This is a genomic window from Pantoea sp. S-LA4, from assembly GCF_054482835.1.
In genome coordinates this window covers 128,772-151,937 of the sequence record NZ_JBTLRC010000004.1, presented here as the reverse complement: position 1 = coordinate 151,937, position 23,166 = coordinate 128,772, and the positions used below count along the sequence as shown (strand labels likewise).

General features: G+C 54.5%; 19 protein-coding genes and 2 pseudogenes. 14 read left to right on the top strand and 7 right to left on the bottom strand.

Features of this window, described 5'->3' with window-relative positions; genetic code table 11:
• Positions 1-55: 55 nt before the first annotated feature.
• The 3 genes from arsC to ACX3P5_RS21270 all read right to left on the bottom strand — a co-directional run bounded on the left by arsC (position 56) and on the right by ACX3P5_RS21270 (position 2,259).
• Positions 56-484 carry a glutaredoxin-dependent arsenate reductase gene (gene arsC / locus ACX3P5_RS21280; RefSeq protein ID WP_458969325.1) on the bottom strand — a complete coding sequence of 143 codons (429 nt, stop codon included), beginning with the start codon at positions 482-484 and terminating at the stop codon, positions 56-58.
• Between the two features lie 49 nt (positions 485-533).
• Positions 534-1,817: an arsenic transporter gene (locus ACX3P5_RS21275; protein WP_458969324.1), complete on the bottom strand. Its 1,284-nt coding sequence runs from the start codon at positions 1,815-1,817 to the stop codon at positions 534-536.
• 88 nt (positions 1,818-1,905) lie between these two features.
• Positions 1,906-2,259 carry a metalloregulator ArsR/SmtB family transcription factor gene (locus tag ACX3P5_RS21270; RefSeq protein WP_458969323.1) on the bottom strand — a complete coding sequence of 118 codons (354 nt, stop codon included), beginning with the start codon at positions 2,257-2,259 and terminating at the stop codon, positions 1,906-1,908.
• Between the two features lie 309 nt (positions 2,260-2,568).
• Between ACX3P5_RS21270 and ACX3P5_RS21265 the strand changes: the two are divergent.
• Positions 2,569-3,045, top strand: a pseudogene (locus ACX3P5_RS21265) (GNAT family N-acetyltransferase).
• A gap of 220 nt (positions 3,046-3,265) precedes the next feature.
• Here the strand turns inward: ACX3P5_RS21265 and ACX3P5_RS21260 are convergent.
• Together ACX3P5_RS21260 and ACX3P5_RS21255 are read right to left on the bottom strand one after the other, a co-directional pair.
• Entirely contained in the window at positions 3,266-4,609 is a 1,344-nt protein-coding gene (locus ACX3P5_RS21260; RefSeq protein ID WP_458969322.1) for an MFS transporter, read from the bottom strand.
• Between the two features lie 403 nt (positions 4,610-5,012).
• Entirely contained in the window at positions 5,013-6,176 is a 1,164-nt protein-coding gene (locus tag ACX3P5_RS21255) for a mandelate racemase/muconate lactonizing enzyme family protein (RefSeq protein WP_233988387.1), read from the bottom strand.
• Between the two features lie 181 nt (positions 6,177-6,357).
• Here ACX3P5_RS21255 and ACX3P5_RS21250 point away from each other — a divergent pair, with 181 nt between their 5' ends.
• On the top strand, positions 6,358-7,284 hold the full coding sequence (locus ACX3P5_RS21250) for a LysR family transcriptional regulator (RefSeq protein ID WP_233988389.1): 927 nt from the start codon (positions 6,358-6,360) through the stop codon (positions 7,282-7,284).
• Positions 7,285-7,680: 396 nt separating this feature from the next.
• Here ACX3P5_RS21250 and yajD read toward each other — a convergent pair whose 3' ends face one another.
• Complete coding sequence (yajD, locus tag ACX3P5_RS21245; RefSeq protein ID WP_233988390.1) at positions 7,681-8,028, bottom strand: HNH nuclease YajD; 348 nt, start codon at positions 8,026-8,028, stop codon at positions 7,681-7,683.
• Between the two features lie 195 nt (positions 8,029-8,223).
• Between yajD and ACX3P5_RS21240 the strand changes: the two genes are divergently transcribed.
• Positions 8,224-8,763 (top strand): GNAT family N-acetyltransferase, encoded by a 540-nt coding sequence (locus ACX3P5_RS21240; RefSeq protein WP_458969321.1) that lies wholly within the window; start codon positions 8,224-8,226, stop codon positions 8,761-8,763.
• A gap of 183 nt (positions 8,764-8,946) precedes the next feature.
• Here ACX3P5_RS21240 and ACX3P5_RS21235 read toward each other — a convergent pair whose 3' ends face one another.
• Complete coding sequence (locus tag ACX3P5_RS21235) at positions 8,947-9,918, bottom strand: NAD(P)H-dependent flavin oxidoreductase (RefSeq protein ID WP_262287715.1); 972 nt, start codon at positions 9,916-9,918, stop codon at positions 8,947-8,949.
• A gap of 102 nt (positions 9,919-10,020) precedes the next feature.
• Between ACX3P5_RS21235 and ACX3P5_RS21230 the strand changes: the two genes are divergently transcribed.
• From ACX3P5_RS21230 to ACX3P5_RS21180, 11 genes and pseudogenes are all read left to right on the top strand, one after another.
• Positions 10,021-10,890, top strand: a complete 870-nt coding sequence (locus ACX3P5_RS21230) for a LysR family transcriptional regulator (RefSeq protein WP_233988393.1) — start codon at positions 10,021-10,023, stop codon at positions 10,888-10,890.
• A 1,159-nt stretch (positions 10,891-12,049) separates the two neighbouring features.
• A pseudogene (locus tag ACX3P5_RS21225) lies at positions 12,050-13,231 on the top strand (OmpP1/FadL family transporter).
• A gap of 107 nt (positions 13,232-13,338) precedes the next feature.
• Complete coding sequence (locus ACX3P5_RS21220) at positions 13,339-14,922, top strand: arylsulfatase (RefSeq protein ID WP_233988397.1); 1,584 nt, start codon at positions 13,339-13,341, stop codon at positions 14,920-14,922.
• Between the two features lie 54 nt (positions 14,923-14,976).
• The gene (locus tag ACX3P5_RS21215) at positions 14,977-16,269 is read left to right on the top strand and encodes an anaerobic sulfatase maturase (RefSeq protein WP_336756035.1); all 1,293 of its coding nucleotides are present in this window, start codon (positions 14,977-14,979) and stop codon (positions 16,267-16,269) included.
• Entirely contained in the window at positions 16,269-17,267 is a 999-nt protein-coding gene (locus ACX3P5_RS21210; RefSeq protein WP_233988399.1) for an AAA family ATPase, read from the top strand. The genes ACX3P5_RS21215 and ACX3P5_RS21210 overlap by 1 nt, the downstream gene beginning before the upstream one ends.
• A complete protein-coding gene (locus tag ACX3P5_RS21205; protein WP_458969320.1) occupies positions 17,267-18,193 on the top strand; it encodes a DUF58 domain-containing protein in 927 nt (308 codons plus the stop codon). The genes ACX3P5_RS21210 and ACX3P5_RS21205 overlap by 1 nt, the downstream gene beginning before the upstream one ends.
• Positions 18,174-18,611 carry a DUF4381 family protein gene (locus ACX3P5_RS21200; protein WP_458969319.1) on the top strand — a complete coding sequence of 146 codons (438 nt, stop codon included), beginning with the start codon at positions 18,174-18,176 and terminating at the stop codon, positions 18,609-18,611. Before ACX3P5_RS21205 ends, ACX3P5_RS21200 begins: the two co-directional genes overlap by 20 nt.
• Positions 18,604-19,584 (top strand): VWA domain-containing protein, encoded by a 981-nt coding sequence (locus ACX3P5_RS21195; RefSeq protein WP_458969318.1) that lies wholly within the window; start codon positions 18,604-18,606, stop codon positions 19,582-19,584. Before ACX3P5_RS21200 ends, ACX3P5_RS21195 begins: the two co-directional genes overlap by 8 nt.
• Entirely contained in the window at positions 19,581-21,107 is a 1,527-nt protein-coding gene (locus ACX3P5_RS21190) for a vWA domain-containing protein (RefSeq protein WP_458969317.1), read from the top strand. Before ACX3P5_RS21195 ends, ACX3P5_RS21190 begins: the two co-directional genes overlap by 4 nt.
• Positions 21,104-22,120, top strand: a complete 1,017-nt coding sequence (locus tag ACX3P5_RS21185) for an oxygen tolerance domain protein (protein WP_458969316.1) — start codon at positions 21,104-21,106, stop codon at positions 22,118-22,120. Before ACX3P5_RS21190 ends, ACX3P5_RS21185 begins: the two co-directional genes overlap by 4 nt.
• The gene (locus ACX3P5_RS21180) at positions 22,120-23,133 is read left to right on the top strand and encodes an HAD family hydrolase (RefSeq protein ID WP_233988405.1); all 1,014 of its coding nucleotides are present in this window, start codon (positions 22,120-22,122) and stop codon (positions 23,131-23,133) included. Before ACX3P5_RS21185 ends, ACX3P5_RS21180 begins: the two co-directional genes overlap by 1 nt.
• Positions 23,134-23,166: the final 33 nt, after the last annotated feature.

The following is a 23,166-nucleotide window of genomic DNA, read 5'->3' as shown; positions in this document are numbered from 1 at the left end:
AAAGCCGGCATCTGCCGGCTTTTGCACATTTTCCCTGTCACAGCCAAGGGAAACATCAGTGGGTGACGCGATTCCCTTGCTCATCAATGACTGCTTCGCCGTCCTCTTTGGTAAACGCTCCCTTCTGCGGGTCCGGCAGTATGTCCAGAACCACTTCGGAGGGGCGGCAGAGCTTCGTTCCCAGCGGCGTCACCACCACCGGACGATTAATGAGGATCGGATGAGCCAGCATAGCATCGAGCAGTTCTTCATCGCTGAACCGGTCTTCAGCCAGGCCGAGCTGCTCGTAGGGATCGGTATTTTTACGCAGCAGGGCACGCACGCTAATGCCCATGTCCGCAATCAGCTTTTTCAGCTCGTCGCGCGACGGCGGAGTTTCCAGATACAGAATCACCGTGGGCTCGGTGCCGCTGTTGCGGATAAGCGTCAGGGTATTGCGGGACGTCCCGCAGGCCGGATTGTGGTAAATGGTAATGTCAGTCATGAGCGTTACTCCATAAAGGCGCTGCACAGGCACAGCACCGGGATTAAGGTTAAACAGACAGGCGCAGGGCCAGAGCAGCCAGCGTCACAAACAGTACCGGCAGGGTCATCACGATGCCCACGCGGAAGTAGTAGCCCCAGCTGACGGTAATATTTTTCTGTGCCAGGACGTGCAGCCACAGCAGGGTAGCGAGGCTGCCGATAGGAGTGATTTTCGGACCGAGGTCGCAGCCGATGATGTTGGCGTAAATCATCGCCTCCTTCACCACGCCCTGAGCGGTGCTGCCGTCAATGGAGAGCGCGCCAACCAGCACGGTAGGCATGTTGTTCATGACTGATGAAAGCGCCGCCGTCAGAAAGCCGGTGCCGAGCGTTGCGCCCCAGACGCCATGCTCTGCAAACCGGTTCAGGGCGGCAGAAAGGTAATCAGTCAGCCCAGCATTGCGTAGTCCGTATACCACCAGGTACATGCCCAGCGAGAAGATAACGATCTGCCAGGGCGCACCTTTTAGTACCTTTCCGGTATCAATCACATTGCCTTTCCGGGCTACCAGCCAGAGAATAAGCGCCGCCACCGCGGCCACAAGGCTGACCGGCACGCCGAGTGGTTCGAGGGCAAAGAAGCCGATCAGCAGCAGGATGAGAACAATCCAGCCGGTTTTAAAGGTACGCGCATCGCGAATGGCCTCACGCGGCGCCTTCAGCTTCGCTAGGTCGTAAGTGGCCGGGATGTCCCTGCGGAAAAACAGGTGCAGCATCACCAGCGTGGCGGCCACGGACGCGATATTCACCGGCACCATCACCGAGGCATACTCGCTGAAACCCAGTTTAAAGAAGTCTGCCGTGACGATGTTGACCAGGTTTGACACGATGAGCGGCAGGCTGGAGGTATCGGCGATAAAGCCGGCCGCCATCACAAACGCCAGCGTGGCCCCGGGGCTGAAGCCCAGCGCCAGCAGCATGGCGATAACGATCGGAGTCAGAATTAGCGCAGCTCCGTCATTGGCAAACAGCGCCGCCACTGCCGCACCCAGCAGAACGATATACGTGAACAGCAGCCGGCCCCTGCCGCCTCCCCAGCGGGAAACGTGCAGCGCGGCCCATTCAAAAAAGCCGGACTCATCCAACAGCAGGCTGATGATGATCACAGCAATAAACGTGGCCGTGGCGTTCCAGACAATCTGCCAGACAACCGGAATATCACCGATATGCACCACGCCGGTCAGCAAAGCCAGCGCGGCCCCGATAACGGCACTCCAGCCAATACTGAGTCCTTTCGGCTGCCAGATAACCAGTACCAGCGTCAGAATAAAAATCGCACCCGCCAGAAACATACTATCTCCTCTGATACTGCACCTGTCAGAATGGGCACAGCGAACTCAAGAATATATATGCGAAAATTCATATATGTATGGTCAAATTTTAAATGCAAACAGGCTTGCCGTTAGTCGTTGCGTTGTCCCGTTCAGCCTGCTGGCTGAGATGCAGAATGTCATCCCGCTTACACAGATAAGCCTGTTCAATTACAACTGCAGCCCAGGCGGGCATGTGTGGTGATAGCCGGTAATGAATCCATTTGCCGTCACGCCTGTCGATAAGCAGGCCGCTGTCTCGGAGTAATGCAAGATGGCGGGAAATTTTTGGCTGAGCTTCCCTGAGAATGGATGTGAGTTCACAGACGCAAAGCTCTCCCTTTTCCCGCAGTAACAGCACAAGACTGAGTCGTGTTTCGTCAGACAACGCTTTGAAAAGCTGAAGAGGATTAAGCTGAACCATGACAACTCCTAGGTATGAAGCAACAAGCAGTATCGCTGTGTAAAGATTGACGATCAACTATATATTCGAAAAAGTGCATATATTAGGCCAATTTCATTTTCTGTTCCTGCAATATGACCGAACGTTTATGACGGGACGGTGTAATCGCTCAATGTCCGCTTTTCGCTCACAGCGGACCTCCAACTCAATTAGTTCGTCCGCTATGTGCCAGAAGCGGACGTTGTCGCCTTACTCAAATTCGATGGATATGCTTTAGAACTTTTATGGTAGATGTAAGGGGTTCGCAGAATAAAAGTACAAGGAAAAGCTATGAAGATCAGACTTGCTGTGCCTGTGGAGGCAGAGGAATGCTGGAACATTCGAAATCAGGCTATACGTTACGGATGTAAGAACAGTTATGATGATGCGGTTATTGCAGCCTGGACACCGGAAATATGCCTGAAAGCTACAGAAACGTCATTGTAGCGAATCCTTTTTTCGTTGTTGATGTCACTGATGGCAGGCTGGGAGCTACAGGCTTTCTTGATCTGTCTTCAGGCAGTGTTGAGGCTGTATTTACGTTACCTCAATATACAGGTAAAGGGTTAGGTAGCCAGATTATTGAAGCCATCAAAAGTGAAGCTCGTGAACGTGGATTCGAGCAATTGACTTTGTCCTCAACCCCTAATGCCCAGCCTTTTTATGAGAAGCATGGTTTCAAACCTTTTGCAGGAAAGTATGTATTCATCTGCCCTGGCGCAGGCTGAACTGCGCTGCATGGAAATGTCTATAAAACTCCAGAGGTAGTGGTTCGCTGTCTTATCGCAATGATCAATATGCCCAGTTAACACGGCGGGTAGATCTTAAAAGTTTTAAAATTAACGTCCGCTCATCGCTCATAGCGGACGTTCAACACCCCAACCACTTCACGTCTTTGAAACACCCTCTCTGGTTGACATCAAACACAACTGCTCACTCGTTTTTTCGCAGCCTTCGACAGCTCCGCCCTGTTTGCTGCCGTTATGCGTTAATCCCTGGCTGAAAGCGCACGGCGTGGTGTCAGGCGAAACGCCTGTCTGACATCCCGTACCTTTTCGCCACGGCCTACCGCCAGCGCAAACAGTACCCCGCCGACGATGGAGAACAGCCCCATCACGCCCCAGGCCAGCGTCATGTCGCTTCCGCCGCCCAGATGTTTAAGATATCCGGCGACCAGCGGCCCGCCAAACTGGCCGATAAAATTACTGCATCCTCCGACAAACGCCACCGCAGGCACCGCTTTGCGGGTAGGCAGGATTTCCGTCAGCCGCACGTAAACCAGCGGCACCAGCATCTTCATGGTCAGTCCGACAAACAGGAACAGCGCAATCTGCAACCAGTAGTAAGAGAGCGGAACAAACGCCGCGGCTGATAAGGCGATACCACACAATACGGTTGGGATGGCGGCGTGCAGTCGCCGTTCCTGGTTATAGCGGTCTGAACGGCGGGTGATATACCAGATGCCAACCATGGTCATCAGGAACGGCAGGCCACTGATTAAGCCGACCATAAATTCACTCAGCGTGCCGTAACCTTTCAGGGCCGTGGGCAGCCAGAGCGTAAAGCCGTACGCCAGCATACTGTGCAGCGAATAGCCAATCAGCATCAGCCAGAGCGCCGGTATTTTCAGGATGGTCCACCAGGGATCAGATTTCTCCTGCACATAATCTGACTGCTCCGCCGCCAGCGTTTTCTGCAATTGATCCCGATCTTCACTGCTGAGCCAGCGTGCGGCCTGGATACTTTTAGGCACCAGATAAAACCAGATGAGGCAGAACAGCCAGGCGGGCACGCCTTCAATAATCATCATTACGCGCCAGTTATGGTGTGCCAGGATCCAGCCGGAAATCGGACCGGCCAGAAAGGCGCCCGCGCCCAGACTAAGGTTCCAGATACCAAAAGCACGTCCACGTTCCCGCTTGATAAACCACTGAGCCAGGAACATCGCCGTTGCTGCCTGAATGGGGCCTTCCGTCACGCCCAGCAAAAAGCGAATCGCCACAAGTTCACTGAAGTTACGCGTCAGCCCGGTCAGCATGGCACAGGCACCAAAAAGGAACAGGCTGATACCGATGACGCGTCGCGAGCCAAAGCGCAGCGCCAGCCAGCCCGCAGTAAACTGCGTCGCCACATAGCCCCACGCAAAAGCACCGCCCAGCCAGCCCGCTTCAACGGCGCTCAGCCCCATTTCAGCGGTAATATGCGGCAGCGCCATGCCGATATTGACACGGTCAAAAAACGATATGGTGTACATGATAAATACGGCGGGTAATATTATTGTCCAGCGTTTCTTTCCGATAAGTGCATTATCCTTAAAAGCATTATCACTCATGTTAATGTCCTCGTCTGGAGCAGATGTAGGGGAGAGGAAAAGGTGATTAGTTATCCTTTTTAAATAACAGCAAGTTTATTTTTTGTATGATTATTTTATGGCGGGTTATGCAACCCAGGCCGGTCGATGTCGCCTGAATCGCCCGCCAGATAGTAATAAAAGCGATTTATATTCAGTTAATTATAAATAGAACGTAATTTATTCTTTTCCGTGTCGATAATTCCCCGCCGAGAATAAACAGCGCACAGCAAATACTCGTCACGATCGCAGCAAGATAATATTTGTTCTGGTAAAGAAAGCGATTCAGGAGAATGTCATACCCGCCGGGATATATCGCTTATTTACGCAACGCCCCTTTCAGAATAAAGGGGCGTATCCGGCATCACCACAGCGATATCGGGACTTATTCAGCCAGCGCCCGCATCTCTTTAATCAGATCCGATTTACCTTCAAACCCGATACCCGGCAGTTCAGGCATAATAATGTGCCCCTCTTCCACCTTCACCGAGTCCGGGAAGCCGCCGTAGGGCTGGAACAGATCCGGATAGCTTTCATTACCGCCCAGGCCAAGACCCGCAGCGATGTTCAGCGACATCTGATGACCGCCGTGTGGGATACAGCGTGAGGGTGACCAGCCAAACTGTTGCAGCACGTCCAGAGTGCGCAGATATTCGACCAGGCCATAAGAGAGCGCACAGTCAAACTGCAGATAATCGCGATCCGGCCGCATACCGCCGTAGCGCAGCAGGTTACGCGCATCCTGATGGGAGAACAGGTTTTCACCGGTCGCCATCGGGCCTGGATAAAATTCTGACAGCGACGCCTGCAGAGCATAATCCAGCGGATCGCCCGCTTCTTCATACCAGAAGAGCGGATATTCCCGCAGCATTCTGGCGTAGGCGATAGCGGTTTCCAGATCGAAACGACCATTGGCATCCACCGCGAGACGCGCTTCGCTGCCGATTTCGTCCAGCACCGCTTCAATACGACGGCGATCTTCGTCCAGCGAGGCACCGCCGATCTTCATTTTTACCACGTTATAGCCGCGATTCAGGTAGCCGCGCATCTCCTGCCGCAGGGCGCTCATATCCTTGCCGGGATAATAGTAACCGCCAGCCGCATAGACAAATACGCGCGGGTTGGCTTCCACCCCTTTCATTTCTGCCAGCAGGCGAAACAACGGCTTGTTGGCGATTTTTGCCGTGGCATCCCAGATCGCCATGTCCAGTGTGCCCACGGCGACGGAACGCTCGCCATGACCGCCCGGCTTCTCGTTGCTCATCATGACGTCCCAGATTTTATGCGGGTCCAGGTTGTCGCCTTTGGCATTCAGCAGGCTTTCCTGCTCCGCTTCCAGAATACGATTGCGGAAGCGCTCACGGATCAGGCCACCCTGACCGTAACGGCCATTAGAGTTAAAGCCATATCCCACTATGCGACGGCCGTCGACTTCGACATCAGTCACCACGGCAACCAGGCTGGCCGTCATTTTGCTGAAGTCGATATAGGCATTACGAATCGGTGAGGCAATGGGTTGGGTGATTTCTACTACATCCAGAATACGCATATTTTCTCCGGCAATTTTCGTCAACGATCATTACGCACGACGACCTGCAGTCAATGCTGGCTCATGCCGGTTGTTTATTGGCATAATGCATCAGCGTCACGTTCAGGGACGTCAGTGTCTTGTCTGAACTCATCCTAAGCAGTAACGGGCTTTCGTTCTAATGCCAAAGAGGCAGGCTGTAATGCAAAATCGGCATCATCTTGAGTTAACCTGGCTTGAAGACTGCGTTGCACTGGCGCAGACGCTGAATTTCTCCCGCGCGGCCGCTTCACGATATGTGACGCAGCCAGCATTCAGCCGCAGGATTGCTTCGCTGGAAGAGTGGCTTGGCACGCCGATTTTTGAGAGAAACCGGCGTGGCGTCAGCCTGACGCGTGCTGGCGAGATTTTCGTCACGCAGATCCCGGAACTGATTCGCGCGCTTTATACCCTGAGAAGCGAAACCATTGAGGCGGCAGGTGAAACCCGACCGGACGTGGTTTTTTCCGCGACGCACTCCCTGTCATTTTCATTTTTTCCGGCGCTGATGCGTAACAATGAGAAGATTGCCCGCTTCGGCTCCTTTCGCCTGTTATCTGACACGCTGAGCGCCTGTGAGCGGATGATAGAAAAAGGAGACGCGCAGTTTCTGCTCTGCTATTACCATCCTCATATGCACATCAACCTCGATCAGTCGAAATACCTGAGCGTCCGGCTGGGACGGGAAACCCTGCTCCCCTATTCAAAATGCGATCCCCTCACCCGGCAGCCGCTCTGGCAGGCTTCGGGCGGGAAAAAGTATCCGTTCCTGACCTACTCGGCGGAGTCCGGCCTTGGCCGGATCCTGTCCAATACCTCACAGGTAAACCGGGCCAGACGAGGCATGGATATCGCGTTTACCGCCGATCTTGCCGCGACATTACTGGCGATGGTCCGGGCGGGAGATGGCATCGCCTGGCTGCCGGAAACGCTGGCAGCACCGGATGTGGATGCCGGCAATCTCGCCGTTGCGGCGGAGAAAGAGAGCGCTCTCTGGTTGCCGATTGATATCCGGCTGTTCCGGCCAGCGGCCAGGATGTCGCGGGCGGTAGAGGAGTTATGGGCGATATTTGTCGATGAGCAGATTTAGGCCAGCCGATGATTTGATCGCTGCCGGCGCAGACCTTCATGCCAGGCCGATGCGGCATCTTTTTCATTGCGGCCGGAGCGCTACCGTCCTGTTAGCGTCGGAGTGGATCATCCGCGCGTGGAGGCAAAACGGCTCAGGGAGGGGTGACAGGCCGACTTGCCTTCGCTGATTGAGAAAAACGGCTGTGAGCCGGAAATAACCCGCCGCTCAGACCCGCTTATGCTTATCTCCGGGGAATATGCCGCATCCGCTCACTCAAACCAGGCAGCTATCGGCGGCGCTATTTTTACTGAGCAGGCCGAACGTGTTCTGCTTATAACGCACAGCGATCTGTCTCGTTTATTACCTCTTCGCAGCGCTGACACCCGTTATCCGCCAGCGATGCCCTTACGGCTGTTATTTCTTTTTCGTCAGCATCGACTTTAAATCGGCGAACGGGTTGTAAGTGGCTGCGCCGACGTCATCCTGTGCATCTTCACCTGCCACCACCCGGGTACCGTAAAGATCGGCTTCGGTGTATTTAGAGTGCTCATGGTCGTGACAATAAAGGCACAATAACTCCCAGTTGCTGCCATCTTCCGGGTTATTGGTGTGGTCGTGGTCGATATGGTGAACCGTTAATTCGCGCAGGTTCGAATAGACAAATTCCCGTGAGCAGCGTCCACACACCCACGGATAGATTTTCAATGCTTTTTCACGGTAGCCGCTTTCCAGCCGCGAATAGTTTTTTGGGATCAGTGCCATTGCCGATGTTACCTGTGATGTAGTGATAATCCTGCCTTTGATATCAGCAGGCCAGTCTGCTAAACAGGGTACATCAAGTCAGAAATTATGTCCGCATTTCGCAGCAGCAGAGCGGAGATGAGATGGCTCCGCCTGACTCTGCGTCGTCTGAGCACTGCCCTCTCAGCATCTTTTTTAATAACAGAAGGAGGAAGCATGACGCCATTGATTGAAACGACCCGGCTGATCCTGAAACCTCTTGAGCGTAGTGACGCCGGGGCTATTCAGGCAGTTTTCCCGCAGTGGGAAATTGTGCGCTATCTGACCGCGGCGGTGCCCTGGCCCTATCCTGAAGGTGCCGCACAGCATTACGTCGACAATGTGGCCTTACCGGCCATCGCGCAGGGACAGGGATGGAGCTGGACCCTCCGGCGTCGGGAAAATCCTGATGAACTGATCGGCCTGATCGAGTTGCGTGATGTCGAAAATGATAACCGCGGTTTCTGGCTGGTGCCGGAATGGCAGAGGAATGGCTTTATGACGGAAGCCTGTCAGGCCGTCAACGATTTCTGGTTCAAGACACTGGGCCGGGAGGTGATGAGTGTGCCGAAAGCAGCGATAAACGAAGGTTCCGTCATGATCTCACGTCATTCCGGGATGCGGCTCATTAAGACCGGCAAAAAAGAGTATGTTGCAGGTCTGCTTGATTATCAGCTGTGGGAAATAACCCGTGAAGAGTGGTGCCAAAGGCAATAGTTCTGCCTTTTATCCTCTCGGTCCTGACGGGTGGCAGGCACAGCAGAGTTAGCGACGCAGGATGGCGCTGAATGCATTAATCGTGGTTTATCAGCCCGCCTCAACGCTGACCGCGGACCTCATCCGCTTCCCCCTCCGCCGCCTCATCCTCCCAGACTTCACCTGCTCGCGTTAACGGCAGCCTTAATGCTGTGACTGTTTAAAATCCTGCATAAGGTCAGAAACAATCTCTGCCGCCGGACGAATGGATTTGATCACGGAAATACCGGTACCGGTGGAGACGATGCCCTGGTCAAAATTGCCAAGCCTCATGGCCTGCCACAGTGAGTGGTAACCGTTCATCGCCTTAAACATGGCTTCACGATCGGTGCCCTGCGCGTCCAGTTCCGCCAGCGCAGGACTCAGATCGGTCGGTAAGGTACGGTAATAAGCTGGCAGCGTGCGGAACAGCAGCAAATCCTCCGCCGTGGAGTCGACAATCAGGCGTTTGACCTTGTCAGCGGCGGGATTCTCTTCCGCCGTCAAAAACAGGCTACCCGCATAAACACCCTCCGCGCCAAGAGCCAGTGCAGCACGCACGCCGCGGACATCGCCAATACCGCCCGCCGCGATGACCGGAACGTTGACGCTATCCGCGATCATCGGAACGATGCTGAAGGTCCCGATTACCCGGCTCGGCACGGTGCCCCCTTCGTCAAAGCCGGTGGCGATGATGATGTCCGCTCCTAATCGCTCGGCCTCTTTTGAATTTGCAACCGTGGGCGTCAGCGCGCGATAAAGAATTTTAATGCCGTGGCTTTTTAAGAAATCAAAAATTTCAGCTTCCAGCAGCTCATTGATCAGCACCACTTCCACGCCTTCTTCAACCAGCATTTCCGCGGTGGGCCGCCAGAACCCCATATCCGGGCCGTTGAGCACGGTAGTGGCAAAGGGTTTGCTGGTCAGCTTTTTAACTTTTCTGATCTCTTCCCGCATGCGATCCAGTGCCACATAACGCGAGCCCGGCAGGGTTTCCTGTCCGGCGTGTGGCCCGAGCGTACCCAGCCCGCCAGCATTGGAAACCGCAGCAACCAGTTCCGCATTGGTCAGGAAATACAACGGTGCCTGAATAAGGGGAAAGCGAATATTCAGGATTTGAGTGACACGGTTATTCATTTTTGCTCCTGCAGAAAAATTACACAGGCAAAATGTTACGCTTTACATAATGGAATGGAATCGCCAAAAATAGAAACCTGATGCCCATATATGGAAAGAACAATGGATTTCAACGCAACGAAATTGTTCATTGCCGTGGTAAATGCCGGCAGCTTTTCTGCCGCCAGCGACAGGATGGGGATACCGATCTCCACGTTAAGCCGGAAAATTAATGAGCTTGAGCAGGCCCTGAATGTCCAGTTGCTGGAACGCTCACGACAAGGGGTTAAACCCACCCATCGGGGACAGCAATTTTTCGAGCAGGCCCGTCTGGGCGTCGAACTGCTGGAGGATGCGCAAAAGTCTGTCACCTCTGCCCACACGCTACAGGGCAAATTGCGCCTCTCTGTTCCGCCTGAGTTCTCGCTTTGGTGGGATTTACTGATCGCATTTCAGCAACGTTATCCTGATATCACCCTGTTCTGTCACTCCAGCGAAAGGGTGGTTGATTTGTTCGAGGATGGCATCGATGTGGCGCTGAGAATGGGCGATTTAAAAACTGATGAGGTGATCGCTAAACCCGTCATGAATATGGAAACGGTGTTTGTCGCCAGCCCAGCGTTGCTGGCGCGTCACGGTACGCCTGAGACGCTGGAAGAAATGGTCCGGCTTCCGATTGCCGCGTGGGAAACGCTGAATCGTGGTTTTTTTGAATGGAACGCGGGATCGGAAAAAGTAAAATACGCGCCCTTCTTTACCACCAATAATGTACAGGGATTACTGCATTATGCGCTGCAGGGAATGGGTGTCGCAAAGCTGCTGAACATTTCCGTGCGGCCCTGGCTGGAAAGCGGTGAACTGATAGAGCTGTTACCGGGGATAGCCACGCAAAGCCTCCCGCTGCATCTGGTCTATGCCCGCCATAAACATCCGTCAACCCTGGTGCGAGCCTATCTGGATTTTTGTACAGAATGGACGGAAAAGCTGAAGTAAGTGATAGCAAAATGCGGTGTTCCGATCTCTGCATGCTGAGTGATTACGATAACGACGATGGTGAGCAGGGATTGAAGCGGCGGCTGGTGAAAGCAATCCGTTTTGCAGAAGACCCGTTTAACCGCCGCTGAAAATGGCGCAGCTTCGCTTGAGCTCAGGCCGGAAGATCGCCGAAAACCGGCCGGATTAAACGGTCCGGACTGAGCCTGTTCAGATGGGGATGACTTGCCGAGGATTTCCCGACGCACGATGTCCGCGCCCGCACTTAACGCGGTCAGTTTACCGCGGCGACATGACGGGCCACCGGCACCATCCCGGAATCTCATCACCTTTCAAGCATGATTGCGGGCGCTGGCAAAAGGAAGCTGACGTACAGAGGTGAGAGAAATAACCAGAGTTGCAATTTTGCGTGCAAATGCTGAGAAGCAGGTCTGGCCCATGCTCCTGTCATGCTCATTAAGCGGTCAGAAGTTAACTACTGTCTTTCATGGCGTCGGCAGTGATACAGGCTTCGGGCGGAGGGAATATCGCGACGCTCTTTATTAGTCGGCATAGTGTGAAAAAGCAAATTAATTATTTTCAATGCTGGCACTGCCTTATTTATTTTGCTTTACATCCCTCAGATGTAGGTCATTAAACGGCTCAAGCCTGCTTAAAGCGTCTCACTAATGGAGAATCCATCGCAATGATGGCGAAAATCCTAAAATCCAACGCGCGGCAAAATACCTTAACGTATTGATATGAAAGTTTTTTTAGGAAATTTCCAGCTTCAGCGATTTCACACTCTAACAAAAAGTCAAGTAGATACAGATAGATAGAGATATTCAGTTAAATGAAAACAACCAGATGGAGATAATTTGCATCGGATCAAAAAAATGGTTACCGGCTGCACTGGTCCGTTAGTTTTAGGTTGATAACTCAAAAAAAATAGTTACTTTATTCATCAAAGTGTTAATAAAAATCGTTATGCCATTGGGCTATGTTGGAATCTGAAACGTTCCAGGCCCTTCCCCTTCCGGGTCTTTTTGTTTTGCTGCCAGAGATTAATTGAATTTTTTACAGGACCACTTGCCGTTTAAATGTCAGCGATCAATAGATCACTGAAATATTTTATGACGCCTGTGTTCACCTGTCCTTAACCCTGTTTAAGAGAAAACTCATGCGCAAAATAATAGCCCTGGCCGTTTTATTTAATGTTTCGTCAGCATGCGCAAGCGGACTCTATCTTTATGAAATTGGTACTGATGATATAGGCCTGGCCGGTGCAGGTCAGGCGGCACGCGCCCAGGATGCCTCCACCCTGTTTACCAATCCTGCGGGCATGACAATGCTGCCTGATAAAATGCTGACGATGGGTGCACAGGCCCTGTATGGCGATGCCCCTTATCATCTGGACGATGATGCTCTTCTCAATGGTAAAAGCCCCGGCAATGTCATTGGCTGGTTTCCCGGTGGTAGCGCTTTCTACACCCAGCGGCTATCGCCGACCCTCAGTGCCGGCGTAGGTTTTTACGGCAACTACGGGCTGGGTCTGCATTTTGGTGACTGGGCCGGGGAAAATTTGATCAAAGACAGTACGCTACTGGCGGTAACCCTGATGCCTGCGCTGGCCTGGCAACTCAACGATGCCTTTTCACTCGGGGCCGGTGTCGGAATCAATTATGGCCTGCTAAAAATCAAGCGCGCCCGTGGCGACGAACTCTCCGATCACGACTGGGCTCTCAACGGGAAGATCGGTGCGCTGTGGCAGTTTACGCCGCAAACGCGGGCCGGATTAACCTATACCAGCCGGACAAATTATCATTTCAACGTTAACACCACCGTCCGGTTAGACCAGCTTAATAACGCCCCATCCTGGACACTACCGATCGCGGCCACCGTCAATACGCCTCAGCAGATGATGCTGAGCCTGTTTCATCAGCTGAACGATCGCTGGGCAGTAATGGGTGATGCAGGATGGTAGGACTGGAGCGATTACAGCAACAGTGAAATCAGCGTGGCGGGTAACCAGGTGGGCGACAATGGACGCCTGCGTGATACCTGGCACCTCGCACTCGGCACTCAATTCAGACTCACTTCTGACTGGACGCTGAATACCGGCGTTGCCTTCGACAGCAGCTTCTACCGCAATCAGCAGGATACCTCCCTGACCATGCCTTCCGGCGATACCTGGCGCTGGGGCCTGGGCGCACGTTACCAGCTCGATCCTGCCAGCAGTATCGGCGCCGCCTTTGAATACGCCCATATTGACTCGTCACAGGTTTCATCGCCGCTAATTAAAGGGGGATATGACAATCCAGCACTCTATTTCTTTGGCATCAATTACAGCCGGACATTCTGACCCGGCATAACAAGGAGGCATCCGGACAATACATCATTTTTACGATCTGTACGGACGGGCGAAATCTATGCCTTTCCAATGAGAGCCCACTTATCTGGAGCACAGAAATGTCAAAAGTGCCATTTTGCAAATCGCTGCTCGCCTCAATGTTGTCTGTTGCTTGTTGTGCAACCAGCGCTTATGCAGCCCCGGCAAGTAATAGCCCGACGGCGCCGGAGCAAAACAATCAGAAACCCAATATCGTGGTTATCTTCGGTGATGATATTGGTTACTGGAATCTCAGTACCTACAACCAGGGCATGCTGGGATATCAAACGCCCAATATCGACAGCATTGCGGCTGAAGGTGCCAAATTTACCTCTTATTATGCTGAACAGAGTTCCACGGCTGGCCGCTCATCGTTTATCACTGGCCAGATGCCCTTCCGCACCGGGATGAGTAAAGTCGGTATGCCTGGCGCGCCACAAGGGTTGCAGAAAGAAGATCCCACCATTGCCAGTATTCTCAAGCAGCTGGGTTATGCGACCGGCCAGTTCGGGAAGAACCACCTTGGCGATCGCAACGAGTTTCTTCCTACCGCGCATGGGTTCGATGAATTTATGGGGAATCTTTACCATCTGAACGCGGAAGAAGAACCAGAGAACCCGGATTATCCGAAAGATCCGGAATATAAAAAACAGTTTGGCCCGCGTGGCGTCATCAAGTCTTCTGCCGACGGGAAAATTGAGGATACCGGCCCGCTGAATGTCAAACGTATGGAAACGGTGGATGAGGAAACACTGGCGGCAAACAATGACTTTATGGAAAGACAGGTTAAGGCGAATAAGCCGTTTTTCACCTGGTACAACACCACGCGTATGCATAACAAGACTCACATCAAACCGGCTGATAAAGGCGTAACCGGATTGGGTGACTATGCAGACGGCATGGTGGAACATGACAAAATAATCGGTGAAGTGCTGAAGAAAATTAAAGATCTCGGCATAGAAGACAACACCATTGTGGTTTACACCACGGATAACGGCCCGATGACGGCGACCTGGCCCGATGCCGGCATCACCCCGTTCCGCGGTGAGAAAAATACCGGCTGGGAAGGCGGTTTCCGCGTACCGGCGATGGTGAAATGGCCAGGACATATCAAGCCCGGAACCCTGATCAACGACATCTTCGGCAGTAATGACTGGTTCCCGACCCTGGTGGCCGCAGCGGGCGTGCCGGACATCAAGCAGCAGTTACTGAAAGGCTATAAAACCAGTGCCATGACCTACAAAGTGCATCTTGATGGCTATAACCAGCTTGATTTCATTACCGGTAAAACTCAGGAAGATCCGCGCAAAGAGTTCTTCTACTGGAGTGATGACGGCGATCTGCTGGCGATGCGTTACGGGCGCTGGAAAGCACACTTTATGATTCAGGAACGTTCAGGCATGGATGTGTGGAAATATCCATTCGTGAAACTGCGTGTACCGTTGATCTTTGACCTGAAAATTGATCCGCTGGAAAAAGGTACCGATGGCATGGATTACAACCACTGGTTCTACGATCGTCTGTTCCTGCTGGGCGGTGCGCAAAAATACGCTGCTGAAATGCTGCAGAGCTTCAAAGAGTTTCCGCCACGTCAGAAACCGGGTTCATTCACCGTGTCTGATGTGTCGAAACTGATTGAGGAAGGCAGTCCGGCTACCAACTGATGCTCTGACCCCATTACCGGGTGAAATCCTTCACCCGGTTATCAGGAGGCGTTCATGAAGTACAGCACTACTCTGCCGGTTAAGCCGCTTCCGACAGCGGAAAAGTTCAGTGGCAAAGGGCCGGCTTACACCCGCCGTTTTCACGTGATGGCAAAACCCACCGGATCGCGTTGCAACATTGACTGTAACTACTGTTTTTACCTGCACAAAGAGCAGCTTCTGGAGCAGGACAGACAGAGCGGGATGAGCGATGAGGTGCTGGAAACCTTCATCCGGCAGTATATTGACAGCCAGGATGGCGAACAGGTGGTGTTCTCCTGGCAGGGCGGTGAACCGACCCTGATGGGACTGGAATATTTTGAAAAGATTGTCGTCCTGCAAAAGAAATATCAGAAGCCAGGTCAGCGCATTGAAAACGATCTGCAGACCAACGGTATTCTGATTAATGACCACTGGGCGCGCTTTCTGCGTCAGCATAATTTCCTGGTCGGCATTTCAATTGATGGCCCGGCTGAATTGCATGACCGCTACCGCGTTACCCGCAGCGGAAAACCGACGTTTGAAAAGGTGATGGAAGGTGTCGCTGCCCTGAAGCGGCATCAGGTCCCATTTAATGCGCTGGTGACGGTCAACCGCACCAATGCCCGCTTCCCGCTGGAGGTTTATCGCTTTCTGACCCGTGAGCTGGGCGCGACATACATCCAGTTCAATCCCTGCGTTGAGCCGGTCGATTTTAAACAAACGGCACCGCAGTTCTGGCGGGATGACACTATACCGGTTATCGGGACCCGCCGCGCCAGACCCGGCGATCTCGACTCGATTGTCACCGACTGGTCAGTTGATCCGGATGACTGGGGCCGATTTCTGATTGCGGTGTTCGAGGAGTGGGTGAACAACGATTTAGGCCGCGTTCAGGTCAACCTGTTTGAAACCGCAGTGGCGCAGACCATGGGCATGCCAGCGCAGATTTGTATCACGTCAGAGTTCTGCGGCAAAGGGCTGGCGATTGAAAAAAACGGCGACATCTTTTCCTGCGATCACTACGTCTATCCCGAATATAAATTAGGCAATGTACAGAATACGAAGCTGGCGCACATGGCCTTTTCCGAGCGACAAAAAGCTTTTGGTCTGGGTAAACGCGATACGCTGCCCGCTGCCTGCAAACGCTGCCCCTACCTGAAACTCTGCTACGGCGAATGCCCGAAAAACCGCATCGTCAGGAGCGAGGAAGGTGAACTGGGGATGAATTATCTCTGTCCCGGCATCAAAGCCTTTTTTAGCTATGCGCAGCCGATGCTGGTTGGCATCGCGACGCTGCTGAAACGTCAGACGGTGGAACCTGCATAATGACAAATCGTGAAAAGCTGCTGGCGCTGGAAGCCAGTATGAATAAACAGGTCATCGGACAGCAGGAGCTGGTACGAATGCTGATCGTCGCCTTGTTGTGTGACGGTCATGTGCTGCTGGAAGGGTTGCCAGGCCTGGCGAAAACCCGTGCGGTGCGTGAGCTGGCACGCCATATCGAAGGCGAATTTCGCCGCATTCAGTTCACCCCTGATCTGCTGCCGTCAGACATTACCGGCAGCGAAATCTATCAGCAAAATGCCACGCGCGAAGAAGATCAATTTCGGTTTCGTCCTGGTCCGGTGTTCGGCAATATTATCCTCGCCGATGAGATCAACCGCGCCTCAGCCCGCGTGCAGTCAGCGCTGCTGGAGGCGATGGAAGAGCGTCACGTGACCGTCGCGGGCAACACCTGGCCGCTGCCCGGCGTATTTATGGTGCTGGCGACACAAAACCCGGTCGATCAGGAAGGCACCTGGCCCTTACCTGAAGCCCAGCTTGATCGCTTTCTGATGAAGGTGATTGTCGATTATCCCTCGAAAGAAAATGAGCAGTTAGTGATGCAGCTGGTGCGCGCTGAGCAACAGGCAAAATACCAGCAAAGTCAGCCTGACAATCCCACACCCGAAACCGAGCTGTTACTGATCAGCCAGCTGGATATCGCTGACTGCTGGCGTGAAATTGCCACGGTATACGTAGCGCCAACCGTAGAACAGTACATCGTCAATCTGGTGGAAATGACCCGTCATCCCGACCAGGTCAGTGACATTTTTGCCAGTTATATCAGCCTCGGCATCAGCCCGCGCGGTACGCTGGCACTGGATCGCTGTGGCCGCGCCTGCGCATGGCTGGATGGACGTGATGCGGTGTTACCCGAAGATATTCAACGCATCGCACCGGCCGTGCTGCGCCATCGACTGCTGCTGAGCTATCAGGCAAATGCTGATAACTGCACGGCCGATCAGGCGATCGCGATGCTCCTTGACGCAGTGGTGGCGTGATGTCCCAACCGCTGACGCTTGAACTGGCTGATCTGATGGCGCTGGCGGGTGACGCACAGCGACTGAATAATCCGCCGGGACAAATTCCCCCTGGCGCGTTAACCGGGGAGCGCGTCACCCACCAGCAAGGCCGTGGCCTCAACTTCGACAGTCTGCGCCGCTACCAGCCGGGTGACGACGTCAGGCTGATTGACTGGAAAGCCACCGCACGCCTGCGCTCACCCTGGATTCGCCTCTACAATGAGGAGCGCGAACGACCGGTCTTCATCCTGGTGGATCAGCGTCTGGAGATGTACTTCGGTACCCGCTTTCAGATGAAATCGGTGGCTGCGGGAAACATTGCCGGGTTGTTGGCATGGCGAAGCTGGCATGATGGTGACCGGCTGGGCTGCGCGATACTGGGTGATGATGAGCTGGTCCTGCATCCCTGTCGCTCGCCAAAACGCAGCCTGATGCCGATTCTTACCGACATCCAGCGGCTGAATGCGCAGCTTCCTGCCCATTATGCGCAACACCCTCAACAAACCGTTTCGCTGTCGGAGGCGCTGCAACGTATTGTCCGCCTGCTGCCGTCGGGAAGCTGGCTCGGGATCATCAGTGACTTTCACGATCTGGATGCGCGCTGCGATGCGGTGCTGGCTCACCTGCGCCGCCGCTGTGACATTACCGCCTTTGTCACCCTGGACGATCTTCATCGCCGTTTGCCGCCGCGCGGTCAGCTGGCGGCTTATTACCATGACGTAAGCACCGCGCTGACGCTGACGCCCCACCTCAGCCGTCGCATTCAGCAAAGCGTCACCGGGCGTCTGTCGCAGCAGCAGCGCCGGTTACAGCGCGTGGGGATCACGGTGAAAACTATCGTGACGGGTGAAGCCGTGCTGCCACAGCTACAGCAGGAGGATGCGCATGCTGGCAAAAGGATTTAGCACACCGGAACTGGCGCATCCTGCTCTGCCAGCCGCCGCCTCATGGTTCCCGCTACCCGCTGGCTGGACGGTGCTCGGCGTAATAGTGTTGCTGATCATTTTCATTGTCCTGTTGAACATGCTGGCGCGTTTTCGTCGCAACCGCTGGCGGCGCGAAGCACGTAAGCAACTGACCCAGCAACAGGTGGATGGCTGGATAATATGGGTTAAACGGGTGCTTCTGGTGCAACATCCGCGCGCCCGGGTCAGCCAGTGGCAGTCGCCGGAACAGATCCTGGCGCAGACACCGCTGGACGAGGAGCTGCGCACGCTGCTGTGTCGCCGTTATTGTCAGCCTGACAATGAACTGGAGAGCCCTATCAATCAGCGTATCGCAACGCAGTTACGTCACTGGCTGGAGACGCTGCCTCATGTCTGACTTTTTCTCACGGATCGATTTTGCCTGGCCGTGGGCGGGTGTGCTGCTGTTTTTACCGCTGCTTACCCACTATCTGCTGCCAGCAAAGCAACCGGTGACTGAACAGGTCCGGGTGCCCTTTTTACCCGAACTGGCTGAAGCCCTGCAGCTTTCCGCCCCGGCACCGCAGGCCAGCTGGCGTCACCGGCTGCTGTTCTGGGCAGTCTGGTGCTTAATGATTGTCGCACTGGCCCGGCCCGAATATCTGTTGCCGCCAACAACAATAATAAAACCGATGCGCAATATCGTACTGATTCTGGATGTCTCCGGATCGATGGAGAAAAACGATGGTCAGAACGGACAGACGCGTTTACAGGCAGTACAGCAAACGGTGCGCACCTTTATCAGCCAGCGCAAAAGCGATCGCATCGGTCTGGTGATTTTTGCCAGCCAGGCGTGGCCTTTTGCGCCGATCAGCGAAGACAAGCAGGCGCTGCAGGCACGCATCAGCCAGCTCGCGCCGGGCATGATTGGGCAGCAGACTGCAGTGGGTGATGCGCTGGGCGTGGCGGTCAAACTACTGGATCAGAGCCTTGACGCTGACGCGTCCAAAATGGCGATTCTGCTGACCGATGGCAATGACACTGCATCTCAACTGGAGCCCAGGCTCGCGGCTCAGCTGGCCGCTACGCATCACGTTAGGGTGCACACCATCGCCTTTGGTGACGTCAATAGTCACGGCGAAGATAAAGTCGATACGGCGCTGCTGGACAACATCGCCAGTATCACCGGCGGTAACGCCTGGCGTGCAGCGACGAACCGCGATGCGCTGGCGCAGGTCTGGCAGCAAATTGATGCTCAGACGCCGGAACAGGTCAAAACGCTGGGCTTATCCTGGCATCGGCCGCTGTTCGTCTGGCCGTTGACCGCTGCGCTGCTGCTGTTACTGCTGTTTGCCATCGGCAGCACGATGATGAAGAGGCGACGCGCATGAGTGATCTTCACTTCCTCTATCCCTGGCGATTACTGGGTTTGTTGCTCTGTCCGCTACTCTATTTTTTAGCGCAACGCTCAGCCAGTGCCTGGCATCGTGTCATGGAAAAACCTTTTGCCGCGGCGCTGATTAAAGGTCAACGCGTGCGTGCGCGTCAGGTGTTGCCGTGGTTTTTTGGTTTGGGAATCCTGGCGTTAGCCGGTCCGAGCTGGCAACGCGACCTGCCCGCCGCATTCACGCCCGAAAATAATGTGATGGTGATCATGCAGCAGGATCTCAGCATGCTGGCGCAGGATGTGCCGCCTGACCGCCATCAGCGCATGCAGCAGAAGATCGCCGCATTGATGGCACACATGCCCGGCAGCCACTTTGGTTTAGTGGTTTACAGCGCGAATGCCTGGCTGACCACGCCGCTGACCAGTGATGCCGATTTTTATAATCTGTTCCTGACGGCTCAGCAGCCGACGCTGGTGCCACAAGGTGAAGGATCGGGACTGAGACAGGCTGTAGGGCTGGCGCTGAAAAACCTGCCGGCTTCGCCCGAAGCCCCGCGCGCGCTGATACTGGTGGCTGACAATATTACAGCGCAGGACGCTGACTGGCTGCGGCAGCAAAAGTTGCCGCTACAGATCTGGGTCGCGGGCACGGCAAACGGTGGACGGCTGCCGGAAGCGCAGGCGGCGCAAGGGATTGATACGCGTCTCAATGTCGCGCGATTCGAACAAATCCGTGATGGCGGTATTCCGGTAACGCTGGTCGCTGCCGATGACGGTGACCTTCGCGCGGTCAGCGATCATATCCAGCAGAGTGTGACGGCGCAGCAGAATAGCCGACAGGACTTGCAGTGGAAAAACAGCGGCTATCTGTTGATCATCCCGATGCTGCTGCTTCTGCTGCTCTGGCGACAGCAGCTATTCTGCCTGACGGTGATGGTGCTGCCGCTGCTCGCCTGGTCACCTGGCAGTTCAGCGGCACTGCTGGATGCCTGGATACGCCCCGATGTGCAGGGTCAGTTCGCGTTTGACCGCGGGGATTATCAGGCCGCTGCCCAGCGCTTTCAGGACCCGTTACGGCGGGGTATCGCCTTTTATTACGCAGAAGATTATGTCCAGGCTCTGGGTGCTTTCCGACAGGTTCCGGCCAGTGCGGACAGCCTGTTGTGGATGGGTAACTGTTATGCACAACAGAAATCCTGGCAGCAGGCACTCAACAGTTATGATCAGGCGCTGAGTTTACGACCTGAATGGGAGATGGCTCAGCAAAACCGGGCAAAAATCGCGCGTATCCTCATGCAACTGCGGCAAAAAGAACGCGATCGTCAGGCCGATCAGCATGAGCAAAAGGATGAAGATCCTGACGCTATTAAGCACGATCTTAAACCCGATCAGGGGGTAAACCAGCTGGATATGAAGCCCATCACCGGGGCGGCACCCTCGGCGGAACAGTGGTACAGCAACCTCACGCTGTCACCCGGCGGATTACTGGAAAATCTCTACCGTTCAGCCCCGGCGGAGGCACCATGAAGAGACTTGTCGTTTGTCTGTTGTTGCTGCTCAGTCTGCCGGTTCGGGCCGAAATGGCCATGACGCGTGAGCTGGTGGCGCCCGGGCAACTGGTGCCGGGCCAGCCGGTAACCCTTGCCGTGACCTTCTGGACCGATAGCTGGTTTAATCCGCCGCCGCAATGGCCGGAGATGGTAATTGAAAACGGCAATCTGCTTAACACGCCGCTGCCCAATCAGCTGGTGACGCGTAATAGTGAAGGTATCAGCTGGAGCGGCATCCGCATGGAACGCCAGGTAATGGCATGGGATCAGGGCACACTGCGTTTCCCTGCCACCGATGTGGTAATGAACTCCGCGAATCAGCCACCAAAAACGGTGTCGTTGCCGGTGCTGGAGAAATCGGTCAACTGGCCCGCTGATGTGCGTCAGCCGGACCGATTTTTACCCGCCAGCACGCTTGAACTTTCGCAGCAATGGCACATCTACCGCGCAAAGGAGGATAAGCAGTTACACGTCGGTGACGTGATAGAACGGGTCGTGACATTGCGCGCGACCGATGTGATTGCGGTGCAAATTCCGCAACTGCTGTATGCCATTCCCGGCTCCGGTGCGCAGCGTCTGCCTCCGGTAAACAGCAACCTGACGCAGGGGCGGGATGAGATTGTCGGCGCACAGCGTGAGGAACGCTTGCGTTATCTGCCATCTCAGGCCGGTGAACTGGTGATCCCGCCGCTGCGTTTGCGCTGGTGGGATACGCGCCAGCACCAGTGGCGGCTGGCTGAATTGCCCGGTGCCCATTATACCTTTGCCGCTGCGCGTCCGGCGGGCAGTGAACAGGCGTTGAAAGCCCGCGCCCCGATCAACTGGATGCCCTGGCTGACCGGCGCGGCGATGGTAATGGTGCTTCTGCTCGCAGGCTTCTTTTTCCGACACAGGATTATCCAGAGCCTGCAAAGGCTGGTTCAGCGTACACAAGAATACTGGCGGATCGTCCCGCTGCCCGACCTCATTCCCACCAAAAGGCAAAAATGATGAAATTGAAACCCTTGCTGGCATTACTGATGATGGCTCATCTCGGTTCGGCTTTCGCGGCAGAGGACCCGCTTAGCGCATGGAATGAGGGTCACTCAAAGCAGGCTATTGAAACGTGGGTAAAGGAAACCACCTCGTCGGATAGCAAAGATTTCATTCCAGTCAGTCAGCGTTATGTGGTGTTTGATAATGACGGCACATTGTGGCCAGAAGCGCCGCTGACCTTTCAGCTGCAGTTTGTGATGGATGAAATCAAACGCCTCGCCCCGCAACACCCGGAATGGAATAACGATGCCCTGGTGCAGGCGGTCATTAACAACGACCTGAACGCGGTGAAGCAGTCGGGCAAAAAGGGGCTGATACAGTTGATGACCCTTACGCACAGCGGTATGACAACCGAAGAATTCCGTCAGCGGGTCAGCAACTGGGTCGGGAGTCATCAGCATGTGCGTTTCGGTTGCCGATATGACCAGCTTGGCTATCAGCCGATGCGCCAGCTGCTGGATTATCTGCGCAGTAACGGCTTCAAAACCTGGATTGTGTCAGGCGGTGGCATCGATTTTATGCGCGTGCTGGCAGAAAAAATGTATGGCATTCCACCCGAACAGGTTATCGGCTCCTTTTCACTAAGTGAGTTTTCCCTGACCGATAATGGCACGCAACTGCGGAAAACCATGAACGGTGCTTTCTACGATGACGAAGCGATGAAGCCGGTCGCCATTCATCTGTTTATGGGGCGGCGTCCGGTTGGCGCGTTTGGTAACAGTGACGGCGATGTGCCGATGCTGCAGTACACCTCGGCTAATCCGGCCTATAAAACCTTTGGTTTACTGGTTCATCACACCGATGCCGCGCGCGAATATGCCTATGATGCGCATCCGCCCGCCAGCGGAAAGTTGATCAGCGGACTCAGACTGGCACCCCAGAAGGGTTGGGTGATTGTTGATATGAAAAAAGAGTGGAAAACGGTGTTTGACCCGGCCCAATGTGCTGCGGATCAAAACCATAAGTAAGGGGTTTCGCCGGGTTTAAACGCCAAAACGGGC